Source organism: Streptomyces sp. NPDC101151 (genome assembly GCF_044768335.1).
Classification (GTDB): Bacteria; Actinomycetota; Actinomycetes; order Streptomycetales; family Streptomycetaceae; genus Streptomyces.
In genome coordinates this window covers 325112-338012 of sequence record NZ_JBIWPP010000003.1, presented here as the reverse complement: position 1 = coordinate 338012, position 12901 = coordinate 325112, and the positions used below count along the sequence as shown (strand labels likewise).

11 protein-coding genes and 1 riboswitch are annotated in these 12901 nt (G+C 74.1%); of the genes, 8 read left to right on the top strand and 3 right to left on the bottom strand.

What is annotated here, in order from left to right:
• The first annotated feature begins 106 nt into the window (after nt 1-106).
• On the top strand, nt 107-2719 hold the full coding sequence (locus ACIRU3_RS07350; protein ID WP_404052624.1) for a CHAT domain-containing protein: 2613 nt from the start codon (nt 107-109) through the stop codon (nt 2717-2719).
• A gap of 40 nt (nt 2720-2759) precedes the next feature.
• On the opposite strand, the gene ACIRU3_RS07345 is transcribed toward ACIRU3_RS07350, so the two are convergent.
• Complete coding sequence (locus ACIRU3_RS07345) at nt 2760-4544, bottom strand: LuxR C-terminal-related transcriptional regulator (RefSeq protein ID WP_404052621.1); 1785 nt, start codon at nt 4542-4544, stop codon at nt 2760-2762.
• A gap of 257 nt (nt 4545-4801) precedes the next feature.
• On the opposite strand from ACIRU3_RS07345, the gene ACIRU3_RS07340 reads away from it, so the two are divergent.
• On the top strand, nt 4802-5410 hold the full coding sequence (locus ACIRU3_RS07340) for a hypothetical protein (RefSeq protein ID WP_404052618.1): 609 nt from the start codon (nt 4802-4804) through the stop codon (nt 5408-5410).
• A gap of 307 nt (nt 5411-5717) precedes the next feature.
• A riboswitch (SAM riboswitch) is annotated at nt 5718-5828 on the bottom strand.
• A gap of 79 nt (nt 5829-5907) precedes the next feature.
• Here ACIRU3_RS07340 and ACIRU3_RS07335 read toward each other — a convergent pair.
• Nucleotides 5908-6795, bottom strand: coding sequence for a glutathione S-transferase C-terminal domain-containing protein (locus ACIRU3_RS07335; protein ID WP_404052615.1), 888 nt, complete (start codon nt 6793-6795; stop codon nt 5908-5910).
• Between the two features lie 82 nt (nt 6796-6877).
• A complete protein-coding gene (locus ACIRU3_RS07330) occupies nt 6878-7000 on the bottom strand; it encodes a putative leader peptide (RefSeq protein ID WP_404052613.1) in 123 nt (40 codons plus the stop codon).
• A 152-nt stretch (nt 7001-7152) separates the two neighbouring features.
• Here ACIRU3_RS07330 and ACIRU3_RS07325 point away from each other — a divergent pair, with 152 nt between their 5' ends.
• The 6 genes from ACIRU3_RS07325 to ACIRU3_RS07300 all read left to right on the top strand — a co-directional run bounded on the left by ACIRU3_RS07325 (nt 7153) and on the right by ACIRU3_RS07300 (nt 12729).
• Nucleotides 7153-8331: an NAD(P)/FAD-dependent oxidoreductase gene (locus ACIRU3_RS07325; RefSeq protein WP_404052610.1), complete on the top strand. Its 1179-nt coding sequence runs from the start codon at nt 7153-7155 to the stop codon at nt 8329-8331.
• On the top strand, nt 8328-8630 hold the full coding sequence (locus tag ACIRU3_RS07320; protein WP_404052607.1) for a (2Fe-2S)-binding protein: 303 nt from the start codon (nt 8328-8330) through the stop codon (nt 8628-8630). The genes ACIRU3_RS07325 and ACIRU3_RS07320 overlap by 4 nt, the downstream gene beginning before the upstream one ends.
• On the top strand, nt 8623-10017 hold the full coding sequence (locus ACIRU3_RS07315; RefSeq protein WP_404052605.1) for an FAD-dependent oxidoreductase: 1395 nt from the start codon (nt 8623-8625) through the stop codon (nt 10015-10017). Before ACIRU3_RS07320 ends, ACIRU3_RS07315 begins: the two co-directional genes overlap by 8 nt.
• An 85-nt stretch (nt 10018-10102) precedes the next feature.
• Nucleotides 10103-10999, top strand: a complete 897-nt coding sequence (locus tag ACIRU3_RS07310) for a dihydrodipicolinate synthase family protein (protein ID WP_404052602.1) — start codon at nt 10103-10105, stop codon at nt 10997-10999.
• A gap of 23 nt (nt 11000-11022) precedes the next feature.
• Nucleotides 11023-12024, top strand: a complete 1002-nt coding sequence (locus ACIRU3_RS07305; protein ID WP_404052599.1) for a proline racemase family protein — start codon at nt 11023-11025, stop codon at nt 12022-12024.
• Nucleotides 12025-12030: 6 nt separating this feature from the next.
• Nucleotides 12031-12729, top strand: coding sequence for a GntR family transcriptional regulator (locus ACIRU3_RS07300; protein WP_404052597.1), 699 nt, complete (start codon nt 12031-12033; stop codon nt 12727-12729).
• Nucleotides 12730-12901 lie beyond the last annotated feature (172 nt).

Genomic DNA, 12901 nt, shown 5'->3' with positions numbered 1-12901 from the left:
CAGTCAGAGTCGCCCGACGACCGATTGATACAGGCCGCATGTAGGTCCGGTACAGCCCGAGGAGACCACGGAGAACCCGTGTGACGGGTTTGCCCAGGCCACTACCATGCGAGGGGTGACAGCGGGAAGCGAGACGGTCCTCGAACTGCTGCCGATGGTGTTCGCCGACCCGGGCGAGGCCGTGGCACGCGCGGATCAGGTTCTGCACGCCGATCCGTCGCCGTTGCACGCCAGCGTCGCCCATCAGGTACTCGGCATCTGGCAGCGGGACTTCGGCGATCTGAGGATCGCCCTGCGGCATCTGCGCCGGGCCCGGGACCTCGCCGCGCGCGCCGAGTCGGCCGATCGGGAGGCGGACGTGCTCGCCACGCTGGGGGTCGCACTGGTGCACGCGGGGCGCACGCGACAGGGACTCGCGTCGTTCGAGCGGGGTGTGGCACGGGGCAGCGGACACACCCGGGCACGGGTGTTGTACCGGCGGGCCTATGTCTGGTGGGTGCTGGGGCATCACCGGGAGGCGCTGGAGGACGTACGGCGGGCGCTGCCGGTGCTGCGGCAGGCCGGCGACGGCATCTGGACGGCGCGGGCGCTCACCCTGCGGGCCACGGTGCATCTGGCGCTGGGCGCGGTGGACCGGGCGGTCGCGGACTTCACGGCGGCGGAACGGCTGTGGGAGACCACCGGCCAGGAGCACGACAAGGCGGACGCGGTGGAGAGCCGGGGCCTCGCCGCGTTCCGGTCCGGGGACATCCCGGCGGCGCTGCGGCTGCTGGACGAGGCCGAGGAGCGGTACGCCAAGCTGGGCACGCCCACGTTCATGCTGTCCATCCGCCGCTGCGAGGTGCTGATGGCGGCCGGGCTCGCCCCGGAGGCCCTCGTGGAAGCGGACACGGCGATCGCGCTGCTGGACCGGATGGGCGGACAGTCCACCCGCAAGGCCGAGCTGCTGCTGGCCGCCGCGCGGGCCGCGCGCTCGGCCGGGGACCCGGACACCGCCATCGCCCGTGCCGCCGACGCCGTACGGCTGTTCGCCGGACAGCGGCGGACCTGGTGGGAGACGCATGCCCGGCTGGTGCTCATCGAGGCGCGGGCGGCGGCCGGGCGCAGGTCGGGACGGCTGGTCGCGGACGCGGCGGCGGCCGCCGAGCGACTGTCCTCCTTCGGCTCGCCCGCCGCACCCGAGGCCTCGCTGCTCGCCGGCCGGATCGCGCTCGCCCTCGGCCGGACGGCGGACGCGGAGCGGCATCTGGCGGTGGCCGCGCGCAGCCGCCACGGCGGGCCGCCGCGGGCCCGGATGACGGGCTGGGCGGCGCAGGCGCTGCGGGCCCGCGCGGCCGGTTCGGGGCGCGGGGTGCTGGAGGCGTGCCGGCGCGGCCTCGACGTCCTCGACGACCACCGGATGACGCTGGGCGCCTCAGAACTGCGGGCCCGCGCCACCGCGCAGGGCGCCGAACTGGCCGCGCTCGCCCAGGAGGCGAGCCTTGAGAGCGGCGGTCCCAGGCGGCTGCTGGAGTGGAGCGAGCGCTGGCGGGCGACCGTCCTGTCCGCGCCACCCGCCCGGCCGCCCGCCGATCCGGCGCTGCTCGGCAGCCTGACCGCCTACCGGGAGATCGCGGCCCGCGCGGAGGAAGCACGCAGGGAGGGCCGCCCGGTTCCCGCCCTGGAGCGCGAACAGCGGCGGCTGGAGCGGGAGATCCGCTCGCGCACCCACCACATGCGCGGTGACGCGCCCGGCGACGGCGACCGCTTCGACGCCGGCCGCCTGCTGAGCCGGCTCGGTCGGGCGCGGCTGGTCGAACTCGCCGTGGTGGACGGGCGGGTGCACGTCCTGCTGTGCGGACAGGGCCGGGTGCGGCGGTTCGCGGGCGGGGCGCTCGCGGAGGCGGTTGCCGAGGCCGAACATGTGCAGGCCGGGCTGCGGCGGCTCGCCCATCCGGGAGGCGAGGCGCGGCTGCCCCTGGTGGAGGCGGCGGGCCGGCGCCTGCAGGAGCTGCTGCTGGGCGCCGCCGTATCGCATCTCGGGTCCGGGCCGGTGGTGATCGTGCCGCCGGGCGCGCTGCACCGGGTGCCATGGGCGCTGCTGCCCGCGCTGCGGGACCGGGTGCTCAGCGTGTCGCCGTCGGCGGGCAGCTGGCTGCGGGCCCTGGAGACCGAGCCGCCGCCCGGCGGCCGGCATGTGCTGGTGCGCGGTCCGGGACTTGCCACGGGTGGCGCGGAGGTGCCCGAACTGGCCGACCGGTACGGCACGGCGACGGTCCTGGAGGGCGAGGCGGCACAGGTTCCGCGCGTGCTGGAGGAGCTCGACGGCGCGGCCCTGGCGCACCTCGCCGCGCACGGCACGTTCCGCGCGGACAGCCCGCTGTTCTCCGCGCTGGGGATGGCCGACGGCCCGCTGATCGTGCACGACTTCGAGCGCCTGGCCCGCAGCCCGTACCGGATCATCCTCTCCAGCTGCGACACCGCCCGCCTCGCCTCGGTCGGCGCGGACGAACTCCTCGGCCTGGTCACGGCGTTGCTCCCACTGGGCACGGCCGGTGTGGTCGCGAGCAGCGCCCCCGTCAACGACGCCGCCGTGGTCCCGCTGATGCTCGCCCTGCACAAGGGCCTCGACGCGGGCCTCAGCCTGGCCGAGGCCCTGCGTGACGCCCGCGCCGCGCAGCCCGGCGACGCGGTCCATCAGGCGACCGGATGGGCCTTCGCGGCGTTCGGGGCGGCGTGAGCGCAGCCCCTTGCGGTGCGCGGTCGACCAGTGGTCCTGCTCAGGCGGGTTCCGCCTCCGGCTGGTCCGTCAGCCACGGCAACGCGCCGCGGTCGCTCGCGCCGAGCCGGGTGTAGGCGCTGTACAGGTGGTTGCCGACGGTACGGACGGACAGGGTCAGCCGCTCGGCGATCTGCCGATTGCTGAGGCCCGCGGCCGCGAGGGTGACGATCTGCCGCTGCCGTGCGGTGAGTTCGCCGAGCACCAGCCCGGAGAGTGCGGGGGTGCGGGCACCCTGGCAGCGGCGGGCCAGCGCGACCGCGCGGGTCCGGGAGAGGCGGGCGGCGCGCGGGTCACGGTGCGCCGGTACGGCCTGTGCGTGCGCCTCGGCCGCGAACAGCAGGAAGCCTCGCTCCTCCAGCGCCTCGGCGACCCGGTCCAGGCCGGGCCCGTCACCCCGGGCGAGCGCCTCGGCGTGCCGGGCGAACACGCCGTCGGCCGGCAGCCGCCCGGCGACCCGCTCGGGCGCGCCGAGGCGTACGGCGTCGTAGCGTGCGAACACATCGGTCCCGACGATCCCGGCCAGCGCGGTGTCGATGTCACCCCGGGCGGCCGCCGCCCACATGCCCGAGCCCGTCTCCTCGCCCAACTGACCGGCGACTAAGTCGAGTTCCGTACGGCAGTCGGCATCGTGCGGCGCCGCCCGCAATCCTTCCCGCGCCCACGCCGCCGCCTCCCGCAGCTCTCCGCGCAGCCGGGCGTACCGGGCGCGGACGGCCGCGTACCCGGCGGGCACCGGCAGCCCCTCGGACAGCAGCCAGTCCCCCACCGGGGTCGGCGTGGCCCGGACGTCCTGCCGCGCCAACCCGCGCTCCAAGGCACTCTGTTCGGCCTCCAGAGCCGGGCCGCACCGGTCCGGTGTGCGGGACAGCCGCCGCGCCCGCAGCCGGCCGGCGGTGGCGCGCAGGGCCGGGCCGTGCAGAGGGTGGGCAAGGGTCACGGAACCACGGTCGTCGACCTGGATCAGGCCGTCCGCCTCCAGGCGTTCCAGGACGTCCAGGTCGAGGTCGTCCAGGGCGAACGGCAGGGGCTCGGCGAAGGCGAGGCGGTCGAGTGTCTCGCGCTCGCCGGGGCCGGTCCGGTCCAGGACGGGGGCGAGGCGGTCGCGGACGGTCGCGGTGACCGGGACCGGTCCGCGCCACGCCGACTCGCCGGTCTCCCGGACGCGGACCAGCCCGCCGGACCGGCGCAGCGCCCCGAGCAGATCACGCAGCAGCCGCAGATCGCCGCGGCACATCCGGTGCAGCCGGCCCACGGTGAGCGGCTCCAGACCGGCCGGGGCGAGCAGCTCGGCGGTGTCCTCGCGGGGCAGCGGCTCCAGCGTCAGGCGCGGCAGCAGTTCGCCCGCCCACAGCCGGGACACCGCGCCCGGCGCCGGCACACCGTCCGTCGCGGCGACGGCCAGCCGGGTGCGTCCGTGCACGGCGAGCTGGTGGACGAGCGCGGCGGAGGTCTCGTCGAGCAGCTGGGCATCGTCGACGACGAGGAGTCGTACACCGGACAGGAGGTGCACCGCGCGGTGCAGCGAGACGGTGTCGGGCAGCAGGTGCGCGAAGGCCGCGAAACGCAGTCCACGGGTCTCGGGCGTCCCGGTCACCCGGGCGCAGTCCGCGCCCGGGACCGCCTCCGTGATCAGCCGGGTCTTGCCGCAGCCCGCCGGTCCGGTCACCACGATGCCGGGTCGTCCGGCCGCCAACGACCTGCGCACCAGCTCCAGTTCGTCCTCCCGGCCGGTGAACGGCCAGGGCAGTTCGAGAGTCTTCGCATCCTGTTCGTAAGTCGTCACACACACTGGAGCACGCCTACTCAGCTTTGATACAGGGCGACTTGAGTAGCCCCCGACTCAGGCGCCCGGCCCCGGCGGACGGCACTCTGGCAGCCCAGGCCACAGCCGGGCACCGGGGGAGCGGTCGAGGGACGTCGCCTTCGGGGGAGGGAGACGTCCCTCGACCACGCCGTCGCGCCGTTCGCCCCGCAGGCCGGGCGACGTCCGACGCGATACGCCACGGCCGTGATGTCAGTGGCGCCCGATAGGTTCGGGGCATGAGTTCAGGACTGAGCGTGTATCTGCTGGACGTCGCCGCGACGCGGGCCCTGGTCGGTTCGGGTGACGAACAGCTCCTCGAGGCCGTCCGCGGCAACTTCTCAGACGACCTCGCCCGGGACGACGACTACTTCCGGCACGAGATCGAGCAGGGTGCCCCGACCGCGTACGAGGCGCTGCGGGCCGTGGTGCACGGCGGGCCGTTCGGCGAGGACAAGGACCACGCCTTCCAGTACGGCTACGCGTACAAGCGGATCTGTGAACTGACCGGCTCCTTCCTGTCCAACGACTGCTTCATGCCGTTCCGGGGCGACTGGCTGTCGGTGGTGGACGAGGGTCTCGCCGCGCTGCGCATCACCGCCGTGTCCGTGGAGTCCTTCAGCTACGCCGACCTGCCCGGCCCGCTGCCGTACACCTGTGTTCCGGGCTGTGGTGAGTGGACGCCCGAGCAGATAGCCCGGGCGCTGGAACAGTTCGAGGCCACCAAGGCGGCGGGTCATGCCCCGCCGCTCGAACCCGAGGTCGTCGAGGCCGTCATGCAGTGCCTGGGCTGGATGCGGCATGCGGCGGACCGGCCCGGGTTCGGCGTCATCGGGTTCAGCTCCTGAGACCGGCGCCGGGTTCGGACCGCGCCGCAGCGACCGGACCCGAGCCATGCACGATCAGGATGGGGCGAGGAGCGTCACGAGGCGGTCCGCCCGGCCGGGGAGCCGGCGTCGGGGTGGGTGAGTCCCAGGTGGTCGCGCAGGGTGGTGCCCTCGTAGCCGGCGCGGAAGACGCCCTGTTCCTGGAGGAGTCGAGAAACAGGAAGTCGAACTCGGCACGTTCGGCGGTACGCAGCTCCGGGCGCGGCCCGTGGCCGTCCGAAGAGCTGCGTACATGGCGTCACCTGTCACTGTTCCGGGCCCGGCGGGGCCTTCGCGCTTGCCGAGAACGTCGTCCGGTCCGGTCGTCACCTGGGGCACCCCACCGCGTCGCGAGGGTTGCCGGTCAGCGAACCAGGGCTTGGCGCCGGCGCTCATGACCGTTCTGGGCGGCAAGCAGAGGCAGTCGGCCGCTCGCATGTCAACGGCCGTCCAGGGGACGGAAGTTGCCCGGCACGCCCCTACCTGCGGGAAGTGCCGGGGGTGTCCCCGGCGTGGCGCGTCCAGTCGAGGATCTGGACGGCGGCTCCGGCGGCCTCCAGCCCCTGGCAGTGGCCGTGGTGGCGGCGGGCGATGCCGTCGAGGTCGAGGTGGGCGCCGAAGGCGGGGTGGGCGGCCAGGCGCCGGGCGTGGGCCCACAGCACCGGGTGACCGGCGATGCGGTGCACGGCGGAGGCGTCGAGGTGGAACCGGTGCACGGTGTCCAGTTGCACCAGGGACACCCACAACTCGATGTCGGCGGCGGTGAGCCGGCCGCCGACGACGTACTCCTCCCCCTCCAGGTAGCGCTCCAGCCTGCCCAGCGTGTCCAGCAGCAGATCGAGCGCGGCGGCCCGGGCCGCGGGGTCGGCGTCGGCCCGTCCGGCGCGCTGTGCGGCCTCCTGGATGCCCTCGGCGCAGAGCCGTTCCACGGCTTCGATCTGGCTCTCCGTGCCGCACGGGTACAGGGAGGGGCGCCCGTTCCGGCGGAAGCGGTCCAGGTCGCGCAGGATGTCCGCGGTGTGGGTGCTGACGATGCGCCCGGACCAGTCGTCGCTGAGCACCGGCGCGAGGGCCGGCCCGGTGTAGTGGTGCGCGCTCGCCTCGTACAGCGGGCTCAGGGCCGAGTGGCCGCCGCCCGGGCGGTCCGGGACGGCGGGCAGGAAGGTGACCGGACAGCTGCCGTCGAGGCCGAGGAGGCTGTGGCCCAGGGCGAGGCGCAGTCCGTCGGGACAGGCCGTGGACAGATGGAGCCGGTAGCGGTGCGGCACGGCGTAGTGGCCGCTGCGCGCGTCCTCGCCGATCCGGCCCCGGAAGGCGGGGGCGGTGCGGTGGGCGGACGGGACGGCGGCGAGCGGAGTGATGGACATGCGTCTCCCCTGATGCAGGCGCGTGGACGTACGCGCGGCGGAAGCGTCGTCGGTGGGTGGGCCGTAGGAGGGGCGGGCCCGCTCAGCGCTGAAGGCTGATGGCGCTGCAGACACGCAGCAGGTCGATGTGCAGGCGGGAGGTGAGCAGGGGCGTGCGCAACGGCGTACGGCCCGCTCGGCCGACGACCGTCCTGAGGCGCACCATGTTTCCCTACCTGTTCACTAGGATTCCCTCCCTGGAGTGTCGATCCGGCGTCCTGCGACGTCAAGGGGGCGTCCACGCCTGGGACTCGGGCCGGGGCGACCGGGCCGGTGCGGGGTCTCCTCACAGAGAGAAACATGTGACATAGTACTGACGTGGCGAAGCGACTGACCTGCGATGTCGTGGTCGTCGGAGCCGGGATGGTGGGCGCGGCCTGTGCGCTGTACGCCGCACGGACCGGCCTCGACGTGAGGGTGGTGGACCGGGGCCCGGTGGCCGGCGGCACCACCGGCGCCGGCGAGGGCAACCTGCTGGTCTCCGACAAGGAGCCCGGACCCGAACTGGAACTCGCCCTGCTGTCGGCCCGTTTGTGGACCGAACTGGCCGGGGAACTGGGGGCGTCGGTCGAGTACGAGCCCAAGGGCGGTGTGGTGGTCGCCTCGACTCCGGGCACACTCGGCGCGCTGACGGCCTTCGCCGCGGGCCAGCGCGCCGCCGGCGTCACGGCCGGCCCCGTCGACGCGGACGAACTCCGGGAGCTGGAACCGCATGTGGCCCCCGGCATGGCAGGCGGCGTCCACTATCCGCAGGACGCCCAGGTCATGCCCGCACTGGCCGCCGCCCACCTGATCCGCGTCTCCGGCGCCCACCTGCACACGGGCCGGACCGTGACCGGGGTGCTGCGCGCGGGGGACGGAGCGGTGCTGGGCGTCCGTACCGACCAGGGGGACATCCACGCACCGGCGGTGGTCAACGCGGCCGGTACCTGGGGCGGGGACCTCGCCGAGCTGGCGGGCGTGCGCCTGCCGGTCCTCCCGCGGCGCGGTTTCGTCCTGGTCACCGAGCCGCTGCCGTGCATGGTCCGGCACAAGGTGTACGCCGCGGACTACGTGGCCGACGTGGCGAGCGACTCGGCCGCGCTCCGGACCTCCCCGGTCGTCGAGGGCACGGCCGCCGGGCCGGTCCTGATCGGGGCGTCCCGGGAACGCGTCGGTCTCGACCGCTCGTTGTCCCTGCGGGCGGTACGGGCGCTGGCGGCCGGGGCGATCGGACTGTTCCCCTTCCTGGAGCGGGTGCGTGCGCTGCGGACGTACGCCGGATTCCGGCCCTATCTGCCCGATCACCTCCCGGCGATCGGCCCCGATCCCCGGGTACCCGGCCTGTATCACGCCTGTGGTCACGAGGGGGCGGGCATCGGACTGGCCACCGGTACCGGGCAGTTGATCGCCCAGGCACTGACCGGGAAGTCGGCGGACCTGGATCTCGTGCCCTTCCGTCCGGAGCGGTTCGAGGCGACCGCGGCCCCTGGGACCAGCGGAGGCGACACCCCATGAATCCGATGGAGCTGACCCGTGCGCGGCCGGGTACCGCGTGCACCGTCACCTTCGACGGCCGGCCCGTCGAGGCACTGCCCGGCCAGACGGTCGCGGCCGCGCTGTGGGCGGCCGGGGTGACCTCCTGGCGCAGCACGCGCGGCGCCGGCCGGCCGCGCGGGGTGTTCTGCGGGATCGGGGTGTGCTTCGACTGCCTGGTGACCGTCAACGGGAGGGCGAACCAACGGGCTTGTCTGGTCCCGGTGCGGCCGGGTGACGTGATCCGCACACAGGAGGGGACGGGCCGGGACGATGACTGAGCGACCGCATCTCGCCGTCGTGGGTGCAGGGCCGGCGGGCCTGGCCGGGGCGCTGGCGGCGGCCGCACGCGGCGTGCGGGTGACCCTTCTCGACGCGGCCGAACAGGCGGGCGGCCAGTTCTACCGGCAGCCCGCGGCCGCCCTCGGCGCGCGCCGCCCGCAGGCCCTGTACCACCAGTGGCGCACCTGGGAACGGCTGCGGGACGGACTCGACCGGCACGTCACCGCAGGCAGGGTGACTCACCTGACGGATCACCATGTCTGGTGTGTGGAAGGGGATTCGGGGGCGTTTGCGGTGCATGCGCTGCGCGGCCCCCTGCAGGACGAGGGTGCCACCGTCCGCGCCGACGCGGTACTGCTCGCCACCGGTGGCTACGAGTGCGTGTTGCCGTTCCCGGGCTGGACGCTGCCCGGAGTCGTCACGGCCGGCGGCGCGCAGGCCATGCTCAAGGGCGGCCTGGTGCTGCCGGGCCGCAGGGCCGCGGTCGCCGGCACCGGACCCCTGCTGCTGCCCGTCGCCACGGGACTCGCCGCGGCGGGCGCCCGTGTGGCGGCGCTGGTGGAGTCCGCCGGTCCCGGGGCCCTGCTGCGACGGGCGCCGGCACTGGCCGCACAGCCCGCAAAGCTCGCCGAAGGCGCCTGGTATGCAGGGCAGTTGCTCCGGCACGGTGTCCGCGTCCTGTCGCGCCACACGGTCGTTCAGGCGCACGGCACCGACAGGCTGGAGGCGGTCACCGTCGCCGCGCTCGACCGGAACGGACGGCTCAGGCCCGGCAGCACCCGCCGCATCCCCTGCGACACCCTCGCGGTGGGGCACGGCATGCTGGCGCACACCGATCTCGCCGAGACCCTCGGCTGCACCCTGTCCGGGACGGACGTCCGGGTCGACGGCGAGCAGCGCACCGATGTGCCGGGCGTCTGGGCGGCCGGGGAGACCACCGGGATCGGCGGTGCGGCTCTCTCGCTCGCCGAGGGGCACATCGCGGGCAGCTCGATCGCCGCCCGGCTGCGCGGTACCGCGCCCGACCCGCGCCGTTGGACCGCGGCCGCCCGGGCCCGCACCCGGCTGCGGGAGTTCTTCGCGGCACTCGACACGGTGTACGTCCCCCCTGCCGACTGGGCCGACCGGATCACGGACGACACAGTGGTGTGCCGCTGCGAGGAGGTCACCGCAGGGCAGGTCCGTACGGCCGTCGACACGCTCGGAGCCGGGGACCCGCGCACCGTGAAGCTGCTCACCCGGGCCGGGATGGGCTGGTGCCAGGGTCGGATGTGCGGGCCGGCGGTGGCCGGTCTGGCCGGATGCCCGCTCACCCCCGGGCGACGGCCGTTCGCCCGGCCGGTGCCGCTCGGCGTGCTGGCGGAACTGCCCGAGCAGGAGGACTGACCCGACCGACGCAGGCCTGCCACATCGCTCCGAATCACTCCGACGCCTCAGTAATATGTCACACCCTATTGGATTGGGGACGCTCATGACCCTCCCGGAGAACCGCCCCTGGCGCGGTGTCCTCGTCGCCACCGCGCTGCCCCTGCGCGACGACCTCTCGGTCGACCACGACCGGTATGCCGAGCACTGTGCCTGGCTGGTGGAGAACGGCTGCGACGGCGTCGTACCGAACGGCTCCCTCGGCGAGTACCAGGTGCTCACGCCCGAGGAGCGCGCCGAGGTGGTGGAGACGGCCGTGGCCGCGATCGGCGGCGCGCGGGTGATGCCGGGCGTCGCCGCCTACGGCTCCGCCGAGGGCCGGCGCTGGGCCGAGCAGGCCGGTGAGGCCGGCTGCGGGGCCGTGATGCTGCTGCCGCCCAACGCCTACCGCGCCGACGAGCGGTCCGTACTCGCCCACTACGCGGAGGTCGCCAGGGCGGGCGTCCCGGTGGTGGCCTACAACAACCCGATCGACACCAAGGTCGACCTCGTACCCGAACTCCTCGCACGGCTGCACGCCGAGGGCCACATCCACGGCGTCAAGGAGTTCTCCGGTGACGTCCGCCGCGCCTACCGCATCGCCGAACTCGCCCCGGAACTGGATCTGTTGGTCGGTGCCGACGACGTCCTGCTGGAGCTGGCGGTGGCCGGCGCCAAGGGCTGGGTGGCCGGCTACCCCAACGCGCTCCCCCGGGCCTCGGCCGAGCTCTACCGCGCCGCGGTCGCCGGGGACCTCACCACCGCGCTCCCCCTGTACCGGCAGCTGCACCCGCTGCTGCGCTGGGACTCCCGGGTGGAGTTCGTACAGGCCATCAAGCTGTCGATGGACGTGGTCGGCCGCCATGGCGGACCGGTGCGTCCGCCGCGCGTCCCGCTGCGGCCCGAGCAGGAGGCCGCGGTCCGCGCGGCCACGGAGAAGGCCGTGGCCGCGGGGCTCGCGTAACGGACCACGGAAGGGAACCCGAGATGCGCAGCAAGCTCGTCCTGCACGCCGTCGACTCGCACACCGAGGGCATGCCGACCCGGGTGATCACCGGCGGGATCGGCACCGTACCCGGATCGACGATGAACGAGCGGCGGCTGTACTTCCGTGACCACCGCGACCACGTCAAGCAGTTGCTGATGAACGAACCGCGCGGGCACTCCGCGATGAGCGGCGCGATCCTGCAGCCGCCGAGCCGCCCGGACTGCGACTGGGGTGTGATCTACATCGAGGTCTCCGGCTATCTGCCGATGTGCGGGCACGGCACGATCGGCGTGGCCACCGTGCTGGTCGAGACCGGCATGGTGGAGGCCGTGGAACCGGTGACCACCATCCGCCTGGACACTCCGGCGGGGGTCGTGGTCGCCGAGGTGGCGGTGGAGAACGGTGCCGTCCGCAACGTGACGCTGAAGAACGTCCCTTCGTTCTCGGCCGCCCTGGACCGCAGGGCCACGCTCCCGGACGGGCGCACGGTGACCTACGACCTCGCCTATGGAGGCAACTTCTACGCGATCCTGCCGCTCGACGCCTTCGGGCTGCCCTTCGACCGCGCCCGCAAGGACGACATCCTGGCGGCCGGCCTCACGCTGATGCGGGCGATCAACGAGGAGGCGGAGCCGGTGCACCCCGAGGACCCGTCGATCCACGGCTGCCACCACGTCCACCTCTACGCCCCCGGCGCCACCGCACGGCACTCCCGGCACGCGATGGTCATCCACCCGGGCTGGTTCGACCGCTCCCCCTGCGGAACCGGGACGAGCGCGCGCATGGCACAACTGCACGCGCGGGGTGAACTCCCGTTGCACACCGAGTTCGTGAACGAGTCCTTCATCGGCACCCGGTTCACCGGAAGGCTGCTCGGCACCACGGAGGTGGCCGGGGCGCCCGCCGTGCTGCCGAGCTTCACCGGCCGGGCCTGGATCACCGGCACCGCCCAGTACCTGCTCGATCCGGCCGATCCGTTTCCGGAGGGGTTCGTCCTCTAGACTTCGATGATGCGTGACATGGCACAGAACCCGCAGCATGCGGACGCACCCGCGCTCCCCCGGCTGGGCGGCCGGCGGAGCAGCTTCCGCGAGCGGGTCGCGGACGCGCTGCGGGCCGCGCTGATCGCGGGCGAGCTGCGGCCGGGCGAGGTCTACTCCGCGCCGTCGCTCGCGGCCCGCTTCGGCGTCTCGGCGACGCCGGTGCGGGAGGCGATGCTGGACCTGGCCAAGGAGGGCCTGGTCGACACGGTCCCCAACAAGGGCTTCCGGGTCACGGCCGTCTCCGACCGGCAGCTGGACGAATACACCCAGATCCGCGCGCTCATCGAGATACCCACGGTGGCGGACCTGGCCCGCTCGGCCGACCGGGTCTCCCTGGAGGCGCTGCGGCCGGCGGCCCGGGAGATCGTCACCGCCGCGGCGGCGGGCGACCTGATCGCCTACGTCGAGGCCGACACCCGCTTCCACCTCGGCCTGCTCGCCCTGGCCGGCAACGCCCACCTGGTCGAGGTGATCGCCGACCTGCGCGGCCGCTCCCGCCTCTACGGCCTCACCGCCCTGGTCGAGGCGGGCCGCCTGCTCGCCTCGGCCGAGGAGCACCTCGAACTCCTCGACGCACTGCTGGAGCGCGACGAGAAGGCCGTGGCCGAGATCATGACGCGGCATCTGGGGCATGTACGGGGCCTGTGGGCGGCCAAGGACTGACCGCGGCCGGGTAGCCCCGCAACGGAGCGCACGAGAAATGGATCTCCGCTGCATTGTCCGGATCCGTACGGACCAAGAGCTGATAATCTGAGGCGCCTCCGAAGCGCTTGCCGATCGTCCCAAAGACCGGTTCGGCGCGGTCGTTTGACACTCAGTCACACGTTCTAGGTCT